This window comes from Achromobacter sp. 1011791174 (assembly GCF_059760925.1).
In genome coordinates this window covers 13,731-31,426 of the sequence record NZ_JCBANH010000024.1, presented here as the reverse complement: position 1 = coordinate 31,426, position 17,696 = coordinate 13,731, and the positions used below count along the sequence as shown (strand labels likewise).

The 17,696-nt window shown below is 63.0% G+C and carries 17 protein-coding genes; 8 read left to right on the top strand and 9 right to left on the bottom strand.

Translation table 11 applies throughout. The features are described from left to right. Positions 1 to 32: 32 nt before the first annotated feature. The 4 genes from AC6LJ5_RS11190 to AC6LJ5_RS11175 are packed head-to-tail and all read right to left on the bottom strand — an operon-like array spanning position 33 to position 3,546. Positions 33 to 620 (bottom strand): ABC-type transport auxiliary lipoprotein family protein, encoded by a 588-nt coding sequence (locus AC6LJ5_RS11190; protein WP_103271645.1) that lies wholly within the window; start codon positions 618 to 620, stop codon positions 33 to 35. After that, positions 617 to 1,573 (bottom strand): MlaD family protein, encoded by a 957-nt coding sequence (locus AC6LJ5_RS11185; RefSeq protein ID WP_498140496.1) that lies wholly within the window; start codon positions 1,571 to 1,573, stop codon positions 617 to 619. Before AC6LJ5_RS11185 ends, AC6LJ5_RS11190 begins: the two co-directional genes overlap by 4 nt. Further along, complete coding sequence (locus tag AC6LJ5_RS11180; protein WP_103271647.1) at positions 1,560 to 2,399, bottom strand: ABC transporter ATP-binding protein; 840 nt, start codon at positions 2,397 to 2,399, stop codon at positions 1,560 to 1,562. Before AC6LJ5_RS11180 ends, AC6LJ5_RS11185 begins: the two co-directional genes overlap by 14 nt. 13 nt (positions 2,400 to 2,412) lie before the next feature. Continuing rightward, a complete protein-coding gene (locus AC6LJ5_RS11175) occupies positions 2,413 to 3,546 on the bottom strand; it encodes an MlaE family ABC transporter permease (protein ID WP_498140495.1) in 1,134 nt (377 codons plus the stop codon). Positions 3,547 to 3,707: 161 nt separating this feature from the next. On the opposite strand from AC6LJ5_RS11175, the gene AC6LJ5_RS11170 reads away from it, so the two are divergent. The 4 genes from AC6LJ5_RS11170 to AC6LJ5_RS11155 are packed head-to-tail and all read left to right on the top strand — an operon-like array spanning position 3,708 to position 6,535. Next, positions 3,708 to 4,565 (top strand): biotin--[acetyl-CoA-carboxylase] ligase, encoded by an 858-nt coding sequence (locus AC6LJ5_RS11170; protein WP_498140494.1) that lies wholly within the window; start codon positions 3,708 to 3,710, stop codon positions 4,563 to 4,565. Continuing rightward, positions 4,562 to 5,368, top strand: a complete 807-nt coding sequence (locus tag AC6LJ5_RS11165) for a type III pantothenate kinase (protein ID WP_498140493.1) — start codon at positions 4,562 to 4,564, stop codon at positions 5,366 to 5,368. The genes AC6LJ5_RS11170 and AC6LJ5_RS11165 overlap by 4 nt, the downstream gene beginning before the upstream one ends. Before the next feature lie 15 nt (positions 5,369 to 5,383). Then, positions 5,384 to 5,557, top strand: coding sequence for a hypothetical protein (locus tag AC6LJ5_RS11160; RefSeq protein WP_498140492.1), 174 nt, complete (start codon positions 5,384 to 5,386; stop codon positions 5,555 to 5,557). A gap of 36 nt (positions 5,558 to 5,593) precedes the next feature. Continuing rightward, positions 5,594 to 6,535, top strand: coding sequence for an NAD-dependent epimerase/dehydratase family protein (locus tag AC6LJ5_RS11155; protein ID WP_498140491.1), 942 nt, complete (start codon positions 5,594 to 5,596; stop codon positions 6,533 to 6,535). A gap of 37 nt (positions 6,536 to 6,572) precedes the next feature. Here the strand turns inward: AC6LJ5_RS11155 and AC6LJ5_RS11150 are convergent, their stop codons facing one another. From AC6LJ5_RS11150 to AC6LJ5_RS11135, 4 genes are all read right to left on the bottom strand, one after another. Continuing rightward, on the bottom strand, positions 6,573 to 7,841 hold the full coding sequence (locus AC6LJ5_RS11150; RefSeq protein WP_498140490.1) for a 3-deoxy-D-manno-octulosonic acid transferase: 1,269 nt from the start codon (positions 7,839 to 7,841) through the stop codon (positions 6,573 to 6,575). Positions 7,842 to 7,845: 4 nt separating this feature from the next. Further along, positions 7,846 to 8,835 carry a lipopolysaccharide heptosyltransferase I gene (waaC, locus tag AC6LJ5_RS11145; protein WP_498140489.1) on the bottom strand — a complete coding sequence of 330 codons (990 nt, stop codon included), beginning with the start codon at positions 8,833 to 8,835 and terminating at the stop codon, positions 7,846 to 7,848. A gap of 203 nt (positions 8,836 to 9,038) precedes the next feature. Continuing rightward, the gene (locus AC6LJ5_RS11140; RefSeq protein WP_498140488.1) at positions 9,039 to 10,937 is read right to left on the bottom strand and encodes a polysaccharide biosynthesis protein; all 1,899 of its coding nucleotides are present in this window, start codon (positions 10,935 to 10,937) and stop codon (positions 9,039 to 9,041) included. Positions 10,938 to 11,043: 106 nt separating this feature from the next. Continuing rightward, complete coding sequence (locus tag AC6LJ5_RS11135; protein WP_498140487.1) at positions 11,044 to 12,054, bottom strand: MraY family glycosyltransferase; 1,011 nt, start codon at positions 12,052 to 12,054, stop codon at positions 11,044 to 11,046. A gap of 251 nt (positions 12,055 to 12,305) precedes the next feature. Between AC6LJ5_RS11135 and AC6LJ5_RS11130 the strand changes: the two genes are divergently transcribed. From AC6LJ5_RS11130 to AC6LJ5_RS11115, 4 genes are read left to right on the top strand one after another with little or no spacing between them, the layout of a single operon-like run. Continuing rightward, complete coding sequence (locus tag AC6LJ5_RS11130) at positions 12,306 to 13,064, top strand: glycosyltransferase family 2 protein (protein ID WP_498140486.1); 759 nt, start codon at positions 12,306 to 12,308, stop codon at positions 13,062 to 13,064. Between the two features lie 44 nt (positions 13,065 to 13,108). Next, positions 13,109 to 14,056 (top strand): phytanoyl-CoA dioxygenase family protein, encoded by a 948-nt coding sequence (locus AC6LJ5_RS11125; RefSeq protein ID WP_498140485.1) that lies wholly within the window; start codon positions 13,109 to 13,111, stop codon positions 14,054 to 14,056. Between the two features lie 30 nt (positions 14,057 to 14,086). Then, positions 14,087 to 15,352 (top strand): lipopolysaccharide biosynthesis protein, encoded by a 1,266-nt coding sequence (locus tag AC6LJ5_RS11120; RefSeq protein ID WP_498140484.1) that lies wholly within the window; start codon positions 14,087 to 14,089, stop codon positions 15,350 to 15,352. Then, positions 15,349 to 16,341 (top strand): acyltransferase, encoded by a 993-nt coding sequence (locus AC6LJ5_RS11115; RefSeq protein WP_498140483.1) that lies wholly within the window; start codon positions 15,349 to 15,351, stop codon positions 16,339 to 16,341. Before AC6LJ5_RS11120 ends, AC6LJ5_RS11115 begins: the two co-directional genes overlap by 4 nt. A 77-nt stretch (positions 16,342 to 16,418) precedes the next feature. On the opposite strand, the gene AC6LJ5_RS11110 is transcribed toward AC6LJ5_RS11115, so the two are convergent. Then, complete coding sequence (locus AC6LJ5_RS11110) at positions 16,419 to 17,696, bottom strand: hypothetical protein (protein ID WP_498140482.1); 1,278 nt, start codon at positions 17,694 to 17,696, stop codon at positions 16,419 to 16,421.

Genomic DNA, 17,696 nt, shown 5'->3' with positions numbered 1-17,696 from the left:
GGACTCAAGCGGTGTAGCGGAAAGCAGCGATGTTAACCGGCGGACGGCAGCGCGGTCGCCAGCCATTGCGCCAGTTGGTCGGCGGCGTCGTCGGTCGCCTGGCGCAGCGCGGCCACGCCGCCGGCCGCGTCCTGCGTCGGCGCGGGCGCCTGGACGGCGATGCGGGTCTGGCCCAGCACCTTGTGCCCGTTCACCAGCACCGCCTGCAGCACCACGCGGCCCTGGCTGGACGCGCCGTCCGGCGCGAAGACCTGCTCGAACTGCTGCAGTTGGACCTGCAGCTGCGGCGTCTGGCCGTTGACCCGTTCGCCCAGCACGGGCCCCTGGCGCGACAGGCGCTCGGTCAGGCGCTGACGCACCAGGTCCGACGGCGAGGAAGCCCAGCGGTAGGTGGCATAGGATTTGGGCGCCGCGCTGTCGCCGACTCGCCAGATGATGCCGGAGTCCGACAGCGCGGGCACCGACGTGTAGGCCAGCGCGATCGGCGCGCGCGCCGGCAGCTGCAAGGCGGGCCGCAGGTCGGCTCCCAGATCGAACACGGACGGCGGCGTGCCGACGCGGCCCACGCCGCAGCCGGCCAAAGCCAGCGTCAAGACCAGAAACGCGCTGCGCATCTTCATTTGGACGTGCTCCCAAAGCCGGCGAATCCGGCTTCGCCGGGTCCGGGCGCCGCCGGCGCGGGGCCGAACAGCAAGGATTGCGGCGTGCTGTCCACACGGCGCAGGGTGGAGGTGGCGCCGCGGGCGGCCTGGCCGATGTTCTGGGCCATGCCGGTAATGGCCGGCAGGGTCTCGCCGTCCAGCCGCGCCGCGGCCGACGCGATGTCGCTCAGGCTGCGCGTGGCGGTGGCCAGCGGGCCGTCGGGCGCGTTCAGGCGGGCCAGGGACTGGCGCGCCTGCTGCGCCAGATCGCCCACTTCGCGCGCGGCGCGGCCGGCCTGGCGCGAGGCGTCGCCCAGCGAATCGACCAGCGGCCCGATCTTGGCCATGGCCGGCTGCAACTCGCGGCTGGCGTTCTTGAGCGACTCGGTCAGCTCGCCGGCGTTGCGCAGCGCCGTGCCCAGCGCCTGCACGTTCTGCTCGCTCAGCACCAGCTTGAGTTGGTTGGTCGCTTCCTCGACGTTCGAGATCAGCTTGCCGCCGCGCTGCTCGAGCCGTTCGAAAAAGCCCGGTCGCAGCGGAATCGCGGCGGGCTCCGCCGCGGTCGAGGTCAGCCGCTTGAGCGAGCTGCCGTCGTCGCGCAGCTCAACGTTGGCCAAGCCCGTCACGCCCTGCACGCCCAGTTCGGCCCAGGTCGATTCGGTGATCGGCGTGGACGGCGCCACGCCGATGCGGATGCGCACCTGGCCCGGCTTGTCGGGGTTCAGCGCCAGCGACTGCACCTTGCCCACCGGCACGCCCTGGTAGCGCACGGTCGACTGCGAGTTCAGGCCGCTGACGGCGGTGGCGGAGACGATTTCATATGGCTGCAGCTGGGTCCGGTCCCGTCCGATCCAGATGGCCACCAGCGCGGCGGCGGCCAGCAAGACCAGCGTGAAGATACCGGCCATGAGCGCATGACTACGGTTTTCCATGTTGCAATCCCTTCGGCGCCAGGTCCCCGAGCGCGCGCAGGCCGCGTTCGCCCAAGAAGAATGTATGAATGAACGGATGGTCGAATTTCAGGACTTCCGGCACCGTGTCGCACACGATCACCCGCTTGTCCGCCAGCACCGCCACGCGCGTGGCCAGCGCCAGCAGCGTGTCCAGATCGTGCGTCACCATGACGACGGTGAAGCCCAGCTGCCGGTGCAGGCTGCGCACCAGGTCGACGAACTCGTCCGAGCGCAGCGGATCCAGCCCCGCGGTGGGCTCGTCCAGGAACACCAGCTCGGGATCCAGCGACAGCGCACGCGCCAGCGCCACCCGCTTGACCATGCCGCCGGACAGGTCCGACGGCCGCTTGCCGGCATCCTGCGCCGACAGGCCCACCATGGCCAGCCGGCACATCACCACGTCGTGCACCAGATCTTCGGGAATGGCGCGCAGTTCGCGCAGCGGCAGGGCCACGTTGTCGTAGACCGACAGCGCCGAGAACAGCGCCCCGGCCTGGAACAGCATGCCCCAACGGTACGACAGGCGCCGCCGCTCGGCCGGCGCGAGGTCGAACAGGGACTGTCCCAGCACGCGCACGGAACCGGCCGCCGGCCGCTCCAGGCCGATGATCTGCCGCAGCAGCACCGTCTTGCCCGTGCCCGAACCGCCCACCAGCACCATGATCTCGCCGCGAAAGACGGTCAGGTCCAGGTTGTCGTGCACCACGTGGTCGCCGAAGGCCGTGCGCAGGCCGCGCACCGAGATCACCGGTTCCGTGGTGACGCCGTCCTCGGCGAACAGGCGGTTCTGGGTCGCGGCGTTCATCGGCCCCGTCCCATCAGATGCCCACCGTGCTGAAGATCACCGCGTACAGGGCGTCCAGCAGGATCACGCCCGTGATGGAGGTGACCACGGAGGTGGTGGTGCCGCGCCCCAGGCTTTCGGTGTTGGGCTGGATGCGCAGGCCGAAATGGCAGGCGATCAGCGCGATCAGCACGCCGAAAGTCACTCCCTTGAGGATGCCGATCCAGTAATTGGTGAGCGAGATCGCGTCCGGCAGCGAGGTCAGGAACCATTGCGCCGACACGCCCAGCTGCGCCTGCGCCGCCAGCATGCCGCCCAGCAGCGCCATGGCGTCGGTCCACAGCACCAGCAGCGGCATGACCACCGCCAGCGCCACGACGCGCGGCAGGATCAGGCGCTGCCCGTGCGAGATGCCCATGACCAGCATGGCATCCAGCTCCTGGGTCACCCGCATCACGCCGATCTGGGCGGTGATGGCCGAGCCCGACCGGCCCGCCACCAGGATGGCGGCCAGCACCGGCCCCAGCTCGCGCACGATGGACACGCCCAGCAGGCGCACGATGAAGCGGTCGGCGCCGACCATCTGCAATTGCTGCGCCGACAAATAGGACAAGACGACACCGATCAGGAAGCCCACCAGCGCCGTGATGCCCAGCGCCTGCGCGCCGGCCCGGTACACCTGGGCCGAGATCTCGCGCCATGGCCCCAGCCTCGGACGGCGCAGCATGGCGCCCAGATCCAGGATCAGCTGTCCCAGCATGATGAGCAGCGCGCGGCCATTGCCGGCCGCGCGGAACACGGCATCCCCCACGGCGCGCAGCCAGCCCCAGGGGTCTTCCTTGGCCGGCACATCGCGGGTGCCGCCCTTGTTCAGGGAAAGCGCGTTGAACACGTCCTGCTGGCCGGCCGCCCAGCGCACGCGCTCCGGCAGGCGTTCGCCCCAGGCCTGCCAGATCAGCAGCGCGCCGATGGTGTCCAGCCGGCTGATGCCGTGCAGATCCCAGCGCACGCCCTCGCCGCCCGCCGCGCGGGCCATGACCTCGCGCCGGCGCTCGACCTCGCCGGGCTGGGCCAGCGCCAGCACGCTCCAGTCTCCCGCAACATGGCACACCCCGCCTTCCTTGCGGAAAGGCGCGGCGCCGGGCGGGCATGAGTTGGAATGGGGCATAGGGAAGACACACCGATGCAAAAATGTATCCGCCATCATATACGCTGCCGCGTTTCACTCGCGAGGCATTACCGGCGCCCGCCAAGGCCCTGCGGTCATACCGGGAACGGCCCTGGCCGCCTTTTGCCGGGATCCGGCGCTCCTGCCCTACAATCGCGGGCATGCCCGTTCAAGACCCATACGCCGCGCTGCCCGCGCCCGAAGCCCTGGCCCGGGAACTCGGCTCGCGCCTGCCCGCCTTTCAAGACGTCGCCTGGACGGCCAGCACCGGCTCGACCAACGCCGACCTGCTGGGCCGCGCCCGCGCCGGACAAGGCGCCGGCAAGCCCTGGCTGCTGGGCACGCACCTGCAGGAAACCGGCCGCGGACGCGCCGGCCGCCCCTGGCAGAACCGCTCGGGCGCGACCCTGATGTTTTCCTGCGCCTTCGACGTGCACCTGCCCGCCGCCCAGCTGCCCGCGCTGTCACCGCTGGCCGGCGTCGCCGCCTGTGAGGCGCTGCGGTCCGTCGCGGGCCCCGGCTCGCGGCCCGGTCTGTGCATGAAATGGCCCAACGACGTCCAGTGGGGCGACGCCAAGCTGGCCGGCGTGCTGGTGGAAACCACGCGCAACCCCGGCGGCGCGGACGCCGGCTACACCGTGGTCATCGGCATGGGCGTGAACCTGATCGACGCCGATGCGCTGTCGCTGGCCCTGGGTCGCGACGTGGCCGACTGGACCCGCGTGGCCGCGCAATCGGACGCCCGGCCCTCGACGCCCGTGGACCTGGTCTGCGCCTCGGCCATGGCCTGGCACGACGCGGTGCGCACGCTGGAACGCGAAGGCTTCGGCGCCTTCGCGCAACGCTACGCCGACGTGGACGCGCTGGCCGGACGACCGGTGAACGTGCTGGACAAGGGCGCCGTGCTGATGAGCGGCACTGCCCGCGGCGTCGACGCGCAAGGCCGGCTGCTGCTGCGCACGGAGGCCGGCGACACGCCCGTCTCGGTCGGCGAAATCTCGATTCGGCCGCAAGCATGATCATTCTCATCGACTCCGGCAACAGCCGCCTGAAGGTCGGCTGGCTCGACGCCAGCAATCCCGACATGCCGCGCGAGCCGGCCGCCGTCGCGTTCGACGGCCTGGATCTGGCGGCGCTGGACCGCTGGCTGGATGGCCTGCCCCGCCGCCCGCTGCGCGCCCTGGGCGTGAACGTGGCCGGCGACGCGCGCGGCGCGGCCATTGCCGAGATCCTGCTCAAGCGCGGCTGCGCCGTGACCTGGGCCCGCTCGCAGCCCAGCACGCTGGGGCTGACCAACGGCTACCGCCAGCCGGCCCAGCTGGGCTCGGACCGGTGGGCGTCGCTGCTGGGCGTGCTGTCGCGCCTGCCCGGCGCGCATCCTCCCTTCCTGCTGGCCAGCTTCGGCACCGCCACCACCATCGACACCGTGGGCCCCGACAATGTGTTCGCCGGCGGCCTGATCCTGCCCGGCCCCGCCATGATGCGCAACGCGCTGGCCCACGGCACCGCCAACCTGCCGGTCGCCGACGGCCGCGTCGTCGCCTATCCCGCCGATACGCACGAGGCGATCGCCTCCGGCATCGCCGCCGCGCAGGCCGGCGCGGTGGTGCGCCAATGGCTGGCCGGCCGCCAGCGCTATGGCGAAACGCCGCAGATCTTCGCGGCGGGCGGCGGCTGGCCCGAAGTCCACCAGGAAATCGAGCGCCTGCTCGCCGACGCCGGCGGCGCATTCGGCGCCACGCCCGTGCCGGTCTACCTGGACCATCCCGTGCTCGACGGCCTGGCCGCCATGGCCCGCGCCACGGCCGGCAATCCGGACTGAAGGGACGGGCCGGCCATGCGCGTGCTGTTCATCCTGATCCTGCTGGCGAACCTGTGGGCCTATGCGCTGGGACAAGGCATGCTCGGCATGCGACCCGAAGACGCGGGCCGCGACGCGCGGCGCCTGAACCAGGAATTGAACGCCGCTGCAATCACCCTGATATCCCGACCGTCTGCCGCGCAGCGGTAGATCCTGCCATTTCCCGCACTGCCTGACCTCCCCCTTATGCGCATCGCTGTTACTGGATCTTCCGGCTATATTGCCCAGGCACTGATCAAGCTACTGGCCGATCGCGGCGACGACACGCTTGCGATATCGCGCGGTCCTTGTCCGCCTGCAGTTGCCGAACTGCGAGGTGTCCAGTGGGTGACGCATGACGAAGGGATTCCCGACGCAAAGTCGCTGGCGGGGTGCGACGCGTTGGTGCATCTGGCGGGACGGGCGCATACGCGCGTGTCCCATGACGCCGGGCGCGATCTTTTCGATAAAACCAACCGCGCTATGGTGCGCCGCTGCGTGCAAGCAGCTCAGGAAGCCAAAGTCGGCCGTTTCGTGCAGGTCAGCACGCTGGGCGTGCATGGCGGCTGGTCCAGCACTCCGGTGACCGAACAATCGCCGCTGCTCGGCACCAGCCCCTACGCCCATTCAAAGATTGCAGCGGAGCGCGAGCTTGCCCAGGCTTACGCCCAGGATTCCGAGGCCTTGTGCATCGTCCGCCCGCCCATGGTCTACGGAGTTGCGTGCCCCGGGAATTTTCCGCGACTGATCAACCTTGTTAGGCAGGGCCTCCCGCTGCCGCTCGCCTCAATCCGCAATGCTCGCTCGTTCATCCAGGTGCAAAACCTGGCGGATTTCCTGGCGACTGTCGCCGACAGAAAGACTCCCGGCGGTACCTACGTCATCGGCGATGGCTCGGATTTCACCGTTCCCGAACTGATCCAGGCCATTGCCCACGCCTATGGCCAACCGGCACGCCTGCTGCCTTTTCCCCCCCTCTTGCTGCGATGGGCGGCCAGCCTGATCGGCAAGCGAGGCGAGATCGATAGCCTGACGCAACCGATGCTCGTGGATTGGTCGCACGCGCGCACACGCACCGGTTGGTCTGCACCTGTGCCGGGGCGCCAGGCACTGCTCGATACCCTCGCCGGCTTTGCACGCTGCAAATGATCCCTCGAGGACTCTGGCATTCCGGCCTCGATTATCGTCACAGCCAGGGCAACAAGGCCTGGAAAGTCCGCTGAGTTGCGCCGGCATGCGCAGTGATGAAGGCCAGCGCAGCCTTGCCCATCGCCTGCCTGGCAGGCGTGTCCGCCATCAACTTCATGGCATCATCCAGTGCATGTATCGGATCGGCGGCACGCAAAGCCGCTCCTGCCTCAATCGCATCCTCGGCGGCCTGCTTGAAATTGAAAGTATGCGGCCCCACGATCACCGGCACCGCAGCCGCGCACGCCTCGATCAGGTTCTGACCGCCAAGCCTAGCAAAGCTACCGGCTACCACTGCCACATCGGCCATACCGTAGTAGAAAGCCATTTCTCCTAGTGTATCGCCAAGCAATACCGCCACTGAACTTTCCGGTGCACCCTGGCCTTCGGAACGTCTCACATACGCCAGCCCGGCCTCCTCCAATTGCCGAGCAAGCGTATCGAATCGCTGCGGGTGCCTGGGGACCACGACAAACAGCGGCATATCGGGCAACGGGGCGAGCGCCTTGATGGCAGCGACGAACTGCTCGTCCTCCCCTTCCCGTGTACTCGCCACCACCACCACGCCACGCCCAATCGCGCTCCGCACGGCCCGTCCTTCCGTCAATTGCCGCTGCGGCAGTGTGACGTCGAATTTCAGATTCCCCGTGATGTGCAGCTGTCGCGCTCCCGCCAAGGCAAGCCGGCGCATATCCTCGGTCGATTGGACCAGCACGGCCGCTAGGCTACCCATCGCCTCACGCATTGCCCGCCCAAGCCACCGGGCCTGCCGTAACGATGACTCCGAAAAGCGCGCGCTGACCAAGGTCATCGGAACCTGGCTGCGCTGTGCGCTGGCAAGCAGATTGGGCCAAATTTCCCGTTCGATCAAGACTCCGCAGCGAGGCATCCAGGCACGCATGAAGCGCTCTGTTGCTTCCGGGAAATCATAGGGAAGCCAACGCTGTAGAAGTTGCCCTTGCGCGATTGCGGTCGCAAACACCCGGGCGCCCTCCTGACGTCCAGTCGCAGTGGTATGTGTCAGCAGAACCGGTAGCCCTTGATCCAGCACTTTCTGAATCAGCGGTTCCGCGGCTCGGGTTTCCCCGAGAGAGACCGCATGTATCCATACGGGACGATCTAGGTTGACGGTGCCCGCCTCCCGACCAAACCGCTCCGGCGACAGGATGCCCCAGTCCCCGCCGGCCTTGCGCGCGCGCCGGGCCATCCACGCCCACACAAGCGGCGCCATCAGCCTCAGCACCAGCGTATAAGCAGCCCTTCTCATGGATTCAGGCGGCCGCCAGGGCCTGGTCGACCGCCGCCAAAACCGCTTCGCAGGAAGGAGACGCGCCCCGGTCTCCCAGGCTGGCGGTATAGTTGGAACCCACCAGTGGCGTGCGCACAGGCGTGGAAGCGCGATAGATACCGATAGTCGGCCGGCCCAGCGCCGCAGACAGATGCGTCAAGCCACTGTCCAGCCCCACCATCAGGCGTGAGCCAGCCAGCAGGCGTGCAACTTCGGTCAGGCCCATGCGGGGCAATACCTCTGCCGCTTCCATCCCCGCGATCAGCAAGCGCGCCCGCTGCGCTTCCTGATCGTTGCCAGCCAACAGCCGAAGCGTACATCCCGCATCACGCAACTTCCGGAAAACTGCCCGCCAATCGTCTTCCGGCCAAAGTTTGTCGTCACGACTGGCCGACGGCATGATCACGGCATAACCGCCGTCGATGCCCAGATGAAGCACCCGACCGACGCCTGCGACGGCGTCCGGCTCGGCAACGGCAGCAGCCTCGGCACCCTCATCCTGCGCCACCATGTTTCGCCGCATGAAAGCCTGCAGCCCGAAATCCGGGCGCCCGGCATAGTCATAGCCGAGAGCTAGGCTCGCGAGTTTGCGCTGACGGATCACGGCCGGCTGCCAGAATTCCACACGATGCCGCACGTTGTAGAACAGCGCCGCCAACGGCTCCCGCGCCGAGCGCCAATCCAGTCCGTGCCGAACTCCTTTGGCCTGCCTGACCAGCCACGCAGACTTCAACAACCCTTGCATGTCAAGCACAATGTCGTACTCGACCAGCCTCAAGCGCTGGGACAAGGCCCGACGCTCGGCCCGCACCGCCTTGGACCACCAGGCTTTACGCCAGCGGCGATGCGCAACCTTGATGACGTTCTTGACGCCGGGGTGCCAGGTCGGGATCTCGGCGAAAGCCTCTTCCACGATCCAGTCAATTTCCACATTGGGCAAATGCCGCACCATATCGGATATCGCGGGAAGCATGTGAACCAAGTCCCCTAATGACGAGGTCCGAACAATGAGAACACGTAGCGGGTGCGAAGTAGTAACCATACGGGAATTGCCTCGCGCGGACGGCTTGGCCGAAGAGCGTCAGCGGGTAAGAAAGCGCGATTCTACCTTCTAGAACGTCGGCCGCCCGAAAAAACCCCGCTCCTGGACAGCCGCGCACAACTCTTGGGTTGGTCCTATTTTTCTACGACGCAGTTTTCTCCCGGCGCGGCACGCGCGGCCGGATTGGACACGGACTCGGTGCCGCCTGTGGCTGACGCCACATATTCGGGCACCCAACGCTGCAATGCGGATCGGACGTCATCGTCGCTGACCACCCCATCCTGCATCAACCAAGCGGAAATATCGGCCAGAAAATTGGCCGGCACCGGACGGGAACGCGCAATGCGCAACTTCTCGTGCGGCGTTTCCACGGTCATTTCGGAATCGGCCAATAGCTCTTCATAGAGCTTTTCCCCCGGTCGCAAGCCCGTGAACTCGATGCGTATCTGTGTCTCTGTATAGCCGGACAGACGGATCATGTTACGCGCCAGATCGACGATCTTGATCGGGTCGCCCATATCCAGCACGAAGATCTCGCCGCCTTCGCCCATCGACGCAGCCTGCAACACAAGCTGGGCCGCTTCCGGAATCGACATGAAATACCGATTGATCTCGGGGTGAGTCACAGTTACCGGCCCGGCGCGCGAGATCTGTTCCTGAAACTTCGGAATGACGCTACCCGCACTGCCAAGCACATTGCCAAACCGCACCATATTGAAACGCGTGGTCTGATGCTGCTGGTACAAAGCCTCACAGAGCATCTCGGCCATCCTCTTGGTCGCACCCATGACGTTGGTCGGGTTGACGGCCTTGTCCGTGGAAATCAGCACGAACCGCGAAGCGCCAAAGCGCACCGCGCATTCTGCGACCCGCATAGTACCAAGTACGTTATTGCGCGCTGCCTGCCAGGCGTTGCCCACTTCCATCAAGGGCACGTGCTTGTAGGCCGCGGCATGGAACACCACGTCGGGACGCCACGTCCGGAATACTTCCTCGATGCGCACGGCGTCCTTGACGTCGCCGGCCAAAGGCACAAATTCAATTTCCGGGCGATGTTGATGAAACCACTGCTCGACAGTGTACAACGCGAACTCATTGGCCTCGAACAACACCAGCCGCGCCGGAGCGAAACGCGCCAGCTGCCGGCACAGTTCACTACCAATCGACCCGCCCCCGCCTGTCACGAGCACGGTCTTCCCGTTCAGCATCGCTTGTACATACTCGGCATCGATGCGAACCACATCGCGACCCAGCAGATCGTCGATAACTACAGGCCGCATGGCATTGATGGCGACCTGCCCGCTCATCAACTCTTCCAGCCCGGGCACGAGAAACACCTGCGCCCCGGCGCTCACAGCCATGTCAGCGATCGCCCTGCGCGCGGCAGGGGAAGCAGAAGGCATGGCGAGAATGACATGCGATGCCCGGTGATCGCCCAGAATGTTCGGCAGCTCGCTCACAGGACCCACGATGCGCCTGCCGCTAAGCTCCAATCCCCATTTCTTGCTGTCGTCGTCAACCAACGCGACTACGTGCCAGTCGGCGGTGCGCTCCAGTTCTCGCACCAGCATCGCCCCGCCGGTCCCGGCGCCGACGACCACGACCGGCTTGCCCTGGGTTGCCAGACGTCCGTACAGGCGATGCTCCTTCCACATGCGCCAGGCGGCCCGCCCTCCACCCATGATCAGCAGCAGCAAAACCGGGAAAAGCACCAGCATCGAACGGGGAATCGTCGGCTCACTGCGGTCCAGAGCCACGACGACCAACAAGGCTGCCGAGGATACCGCCACGGCCTTGAGCACCCGCTTCAGATCCGGCAGACTCGCGAACACCCACATCCCGCGATACAAGCCAGCCTGCCTACAGGCGACCGCATGCACCAACAGCAACAGGGGCAGCCCCATCAGTATCTGCGAGGCGTAGTCGGCGGGCCACTCGAAATTGAAGCGAACAAGAAACCCTCCCACCCACGCTAAGACCACTGCTAGCAGATCGAAGGCGAAAATCAGGACAGAGCGGAAGGTTGTGTACAAAGCAAAAGCCCTAGCAATTCAGTGCGCCGATTGTAACGTGACCGATCTTCGGCACGTCTCCCTCCAATCGACGAGTCCCGCAAATGCAACATGCACCTAGTGCATGCTAGGCATGGATTCCAGCCCTGAACCTCAACGCGATTGCCAGCAGGGGAATATACGCCAAGGCCAGGCCGATCAGACCGTTCAGATGGCCCAATGCCACCAGGGCCGCCATCGGGAACAACCACAGAACATTGATCCCGATCACCGTCAGCGTCACCGGCAGGTGGGCTCCGGCCTTGCGTGACGCGTGTTGGTAGGCATGGCTCCTGTGTGCCTCATAAACCCGCTCGCCCCGCACCAATCGGCGCAACAGCGTCCACGTGGCATCCACCACGAACACGCCGAGCAGGATCAGCCAACTCCAGATCAACTGCGGCTCGACCCAACCCGCCTGCAGTGCAAGAATGCCGAGCACGATTCCCAGGAAACCACTGGCAACGTCTCCCATGAAGATGCGGGCCGGCGGAAAATTCCAGAAGAGGAATCCAGCAGTAGCCGCGGCCAGCAGCAGCGGACCATATGCATGAGTCTCGTGCCCCAGCAGCAGGTACAGCCCCGCTCCGCCGCCACACGCGCAGATCGCCTCCGCCGACGCAATGCCGTCTATGCCGTCCATGAAATTGTAAAGATTGAGCAGCCAGACCAGCATCACCGCAGACAGGCCGGCGCCTATCCAGCCCGGCGACAGTATCCATTCCCCGAAATAGAGCGCCGGAGCGCCCCCGATCCAGGCCACGGCCCATGCTGCAGCAGAAAAATGGACCAACAGGCGCCAACGCGCCGGCACATGGCCGTGGTCATCCAAAAAACCGATCGCGGCCACGGCCCCCCCCGCGCCGGCCAGCGCCACAATCGCCGACCAGGGCGCCAACTCCAGCAGACCAAGTACGAGCAGTCCGACCAGGAAGCTGAGAACGATGGCCAACCCCCCTCCCCGCGGCGTCGAAACCGCGTGAGAACTCCTTTCATTGGGAACATCCATCAGGCTGCGCGCCAGCGCATAGTGCCGCAACAACCCAGTCAGCAACCAGGCGGCCAGTGCAACCGCCACTATTAGCAACCAAAACATCATTAAAGTAAGGCTTCAGTGTCGATTTGTTGTCCCGGCATCTGCATCAGCTCTAACGGGACTTCCAGCTTGGCCACGCCTGGCCCGGCTTTCCATGAAAACCAAAGAGCGGATTTGATATACTGCCACCCAGCATTTCGATCAAGACGAGGGCGTAAGTGCGGCTGCGCGCAACGCCCAGATCGAGGCGGCACAATACCACGACGCCGTTTGTCTGTGAAGCCTCGCTCAAGCCGTAAGGGGCAACTATTCCAATGGACAATCCGTCGCTTGTTTCTATTATCACGCCCGCCTATAACGCTGCGGCATTTATTGAGCAGGCAGTTAAGTCCGTGCAGGCCCAAGATTATCAAAACTGGGAAATGCTCATTACCGACGACTGCTCCAACGATAATACTCGGGAAATCGTCGCAGCCCTCAACAAGATTGACCCACGTGTAAAACTGATAAAGCAGCCGAAAAACGGTGGCCCTGCCGCCGCCCGCAATGCGAGCGTACTGGCCGCCACCGGCCGTTACGTCGCTTTCCTCGACAGCGACGACTGGTGGCTTCCCGAAAAGCTTGGCCGCCAGCTTGAATTCATGCAGCGCCATAATGCCGCGCTGTCATACACCAGCTATCGACGAGTTGACCGAGACGGTTTGAATCCTGGCCACTTGATAATCCCGCCCGCCACACTGACTCGCAACCAGCTATTGAAGAATACAGCCATCGCCACATCGACCGTAATCGTCGATCGCGAACAGACCGGACCTTTTGCGCTCCGAAAGACCTACTACGACGACTTTGTGCTTTGGCTGGAGCTACTGAGCCGTGGATTCACCGCGTACGGATTTACCGAAGACCTGATGCGTTATCGCGTAGTCGCCAATTCGGTATCCAGAAACAAGAGCCGCTCGGCCAAAATGGTTTGGAATACCTACCGAAAAGACCTGGAACTGAATCTACCGCAAAGCATCTGGTGCTTTTCACAGTATGCCTTGAATGCACTGAGAAAATATCGGCAATTCTAATATGCCGCAGGCAGCATTAGTCCACCAAAACCGGATATCGAAAGATGAATCTCAGCATGTCGCGACTCAGCAAATTGAGCGCCATGATTCGCAAGAACCCGAAGTTTGTGATGATGCGTGTCCCGGGACGTTTTCGCTGGGTCAAAACTGCTGCCAAGTTCGCTTATAACCTCTCACACAAGACACAGCGGGACCAATTGCAGAAATCACTTCACGAACGCCGGCAGAACAGCGCGTTCAGCGATGTGGACATCAAGCGGTTCACCACGGAATTGAAGCAGCACGGGGTTGCCTTCGGGCTGACACTTCCCGCCGTTACAGTAGACGCGATAAGCCGATACGCTGAGCAGGCGCCGTGCTACGCCGATCGCAATCCATCGCATGGGTTCCTCTTGTCGCAGCGGACCCAGGCGGAAACGGCTCTGGACAAACCCATTCTGTTGGCGCAGTACATGAACACGGCATCGGAGTGCTCTGACATTCGTACGCTGGCGGACGACCCGGTCCTTCGCCTAATTGCGGCCGAGTATCTCGGTGGCCTACCCAAGCTTGTGGGAACCAGCCTGTGGTGGACATTTCCCGTCGATGCCTCCGAACATGACCGCATGAATCATGCGCACTTCTTTCATTCCGACGTTGACGACTTCGCGTTCGTAAAGTTCTTCTTCTATCTCACTGACGTGGCCCCCGGCGACGGCTCTCACGTATGCGTACCCCGCTCTCACCACAAGAGGCCACATGCCCGGTTTTCGGACCGCTGGAAGATTCGCCGTTACACGGACGCCGAAATCCAAGGCATCTATGGAACCGAGGGCATCCTGGATATTCCAGGCAAAAAGGGTACGGGTTTTGCCGAAGATACGTTTTGCGTGCACAAAGGCACTACGCCCGAACACAAGCCACGACTGTTGCTGCAGATCCAATTTGCACTATTTGACTACCGAAACCAGCACGATGAAGTGCCTCCTGCTTGCTTGGGCAGGTTACTGTGACACATATGCACGCTTGAGCGCCTAGACCCAGTGATCGCACAGCTTCTTCGGCGCGCGACGCGCTTCTTCTCGTATACTCCGCTGTTGGGATTGTCCGCAGCCCTGTCGTTCATAAAACTGCTGCTATACGCTCGCTTTGTCGATGCGGACGCATTCGGCGAGTTGTCACAAATCCTGCTGATATCGTCCTTGTTTTGCGTCGTCGGCAGTCTGGGGATCGAGCTGCTCGCCCATCGTGAGCTCCCGAAGCTGTTCGCCCGAAGACGTTTCCGCCGGGCTTGCACACTCATTCTGTCCGGACTGTACGTCACGACCACCACCGCGCTGGCCGGGAGTGTGATCGGCATTCTCGCCAGCGTCCACTTGCTAGGCGTCTACTGGCTTATCCCTGCCGCCGGTCTACTCCACGGCTGGGCGCAGCAGGGTTTCCTCCTGTCATTGATCGAAAGCCGTAGTCGCCTCGATATGATGCGCTACGCCAAACACGCCCTGTGCCGCACCATTCTGACGATTTCAGCCGGCACCGCTGCGCTATACGGGGGGCTGGGCGTGGTCGGCGCCGTCCTCGCCGAAACAAGCGTCACGCTGCTGATTTTTTTCTACCTAATTCCGACAACGACCCGGGCATCTGGTCTCCAGCTCGCTACCCAACTGCACCTAGCTACCAAGCGCTTGGCAAAGATTGATTGGCGCGCCAGCACGACTCTGCTGACGAACAGCCTGGTCTCTTTCTTTTCATTTGGAATCGACCGCTGGCTTGCCGCCACATATCTGACGCTGAGTCAATTTGGACATTATTCCTTCGCCTGGATGGCATTGGCCGCCGCCCAATCAGCGCAGTTTCTATTGAATGCCGGTATATTTCCATTGCTTGCACATCGGGAAGCGTTACATCCTGGCGGTGGTGCCAGAAAATTGACGATCGCCGTCTCTACAACCTTGCTTGTCGCAGGCGCCGCTCTGGCTTTGGCATTATTTCCAATCGCACAAGCAGCGATCACGCGCTTTTATCCTCAGCATCTGGACGCGTTGCCGTTGCTCATGCCTCTCGTGCTTGCCGCCGTATTCCGGATCAGTGATTTCTGGTCGAGCTATCTGATCATCATCAAGCGTGAACGTATCGTGCTCATGATCCAGGCCACTGCCTTGCTGACATCCACAGGGGGGTGGGCTGCATGGGCTCTAACCCGTGGCATCGCACCCACGCCCTACAGCTTCGGCATTCTGGCGCTCAGTACGGCCGTACTGAGCTTTATTGCCTTGGCCGCAGCGACACTATTTCTGAAGAAAGCATGAGCACGATCTCTACGATCAAACGCATCTGGCGCCACACATTCGTAGCCCGAAGCCTGAACACGTTGCACTGGCTTGGACGACGCGTTCGCTTACATCCCGACGCCCTTCTACTATCCGATGTCGCCGACCTGCGTATTGGCCAAGGCTCTAAAATCGGGCCTGGCTGTGTGCTGCAAGTGCATCGCGCAACGCTCGACATTGGAAAAAATTGCTGGTTGTACCGTGATGTGGAGTTTCGCACGGCTACCCACATGCATATCGGCAATAACGTGACGTTCCAGGCAGGTGTCTTATTGAACGGCACAGTCTCCATCGGGAACCATTGCATCTTCGCCCCGCACGTATTCATCTCGTCCGGCACGCACATATATCAATGGCGGCCGGAATTGCCGATTCAACTCCAGGAAGCACTGCACTCGCAATCTCCGGAAGGTCATCTGCCCTATCAAGACAAACCCGTGGAGATCGGAGAAGACTGCTGGATTGGTGTAAACGCCGTGATCATGCCTGGTGTTTCCATCGGCCGTGGCTGCGTGATCGGGGCCAATGCCGTAGTGACGTCCGATGTTCCCCCCTATTCCATCGTGGCGGGCATCCCTGCCCGGCAATTGCGCAAACGATTGGAGTGGAATCCGCCAGATATCGTCGACTGCCGAAACCCGCAAGCTGCCCCCTACCTATATAGCGGGTTTCAGATTAAACAGAGCCCCTCCGGGTTCGAAGCGTGGGCCACAGGTAAGTTCAGTCTCGCGGTGCCAAGCGCGACATCCCATAGTGTTGAATTGCACCTCAATGCACCGGCCGCAGGCCAGCTCGCCATCACTGGCCAGCGTTTTGAACTGTGTGCGGGAGAAAATACCGTTCGTGCAACGCTCGACATGGACAGCGTTGGCCGAACGGGCACGGCATTGATCGTCCAATGCGAATTGGACATTCCCGGGCGGCATGCAATCCGACTGCACGGATATCAGGCATTTGACCGTACATAACACCCGATCGTATTGACAGCCAAACTTATGGCCTTTGCCTTGATACCGATCGCAGGCAACCCGCCGCCATCACACCATCATGCCATGGGCGTGGTTGCGGGTTTGGCCTCCCTCTTCCGGCCAACACCCATGAAAACCGAAATCACCCAGACAATCACGAACTGCGGCACGATGAACGGAAACATCAAGACATCGCCAGCGAAGAGAATCGGGCTGGCCAGCAATATGCAGCCAAATGCCGTCAGCGCCCCCAGCGACAATAGCGAGGGCCAAGTACGAAACCAACGGTACGTGATACCGCCAAGCAGGCCGGCAATCACTGCCGCCGCTGACAGCAGAACCCATCCTCCCTGCAGATACAACGCGCCGGGCAGCGAGGGGAATAAACCGGCCAAAAACCAATCCGTATCCACCGGCGCCATCAATTTGAGCTTGCTCGCTATGCCAAGCACTGCCCCAAATACCACGATTGCGCTGTTATGGTAAGGACCAAGATCGACGATTGAAACGGTTGTGGCGAAGCTATGGCAAAAATAGGCAGCACCCATCACTATAAGATAGATAATGCCAGTCATGACGCTATCGGGGCGCAAGTTGCTCAGCCAATCAGACGGTTGCAGCCCCAGATACACTATAACCCCGTGAGAATACTCGGCAATGGATATCCCCGTAGCTTCGGCTCGCTCCATAAACACATAGAGAAAATAGCAGCCACTGAGCGCAACCATCACCATCAACAATAGCCTGGAGTGAAAATTGGCAGAGCGCGCACCATATTTCATCCCTGCCAAAGAGCGCGATACCAGATAGAACAGAAGGGCCAGCAGCAAGGTCGAACGGCCGCCAGTCAAGAGTGTGTTTACCAGCGCCAGCATTACGGCGGCTCCGCCTACTGCGAATTTGATATGGGAGCGAAGCCTGACCCACGGAAACAACACCACAGCCACCGTATACGATGCACTGAGCAAATAACCCAATGCACTAGCAAAAGACGACACGGCACCATCTCGTGCCTCGCCAAGCTGACGCCACTGCTCGCGTGCATACGCCAGTCCGGCTGAATAGTCGATACCCTGAACCAGCACCTTGTCGTAGACCAAGCCGACAGTCCCCACCAGCGAGAGCACCAAGGCGATGTAGATCAAGCGCGCATCGGGCTGCCAGCCCCCGTCTTGGCGTGACAGGCCGGAACAACAATGATCAGTCACTACAAACGCCATCGTCACACCTAGCACAAAGGTAAGTTGCACCAGCAATGCCCCGGCAACCGAATCTCCTGATGGAGAAATCGGCAACACCAGCTGGAGCACCCAGTAAACAAGCCAGGTACACAGAAAGCCTTTTAAAATGGGCAT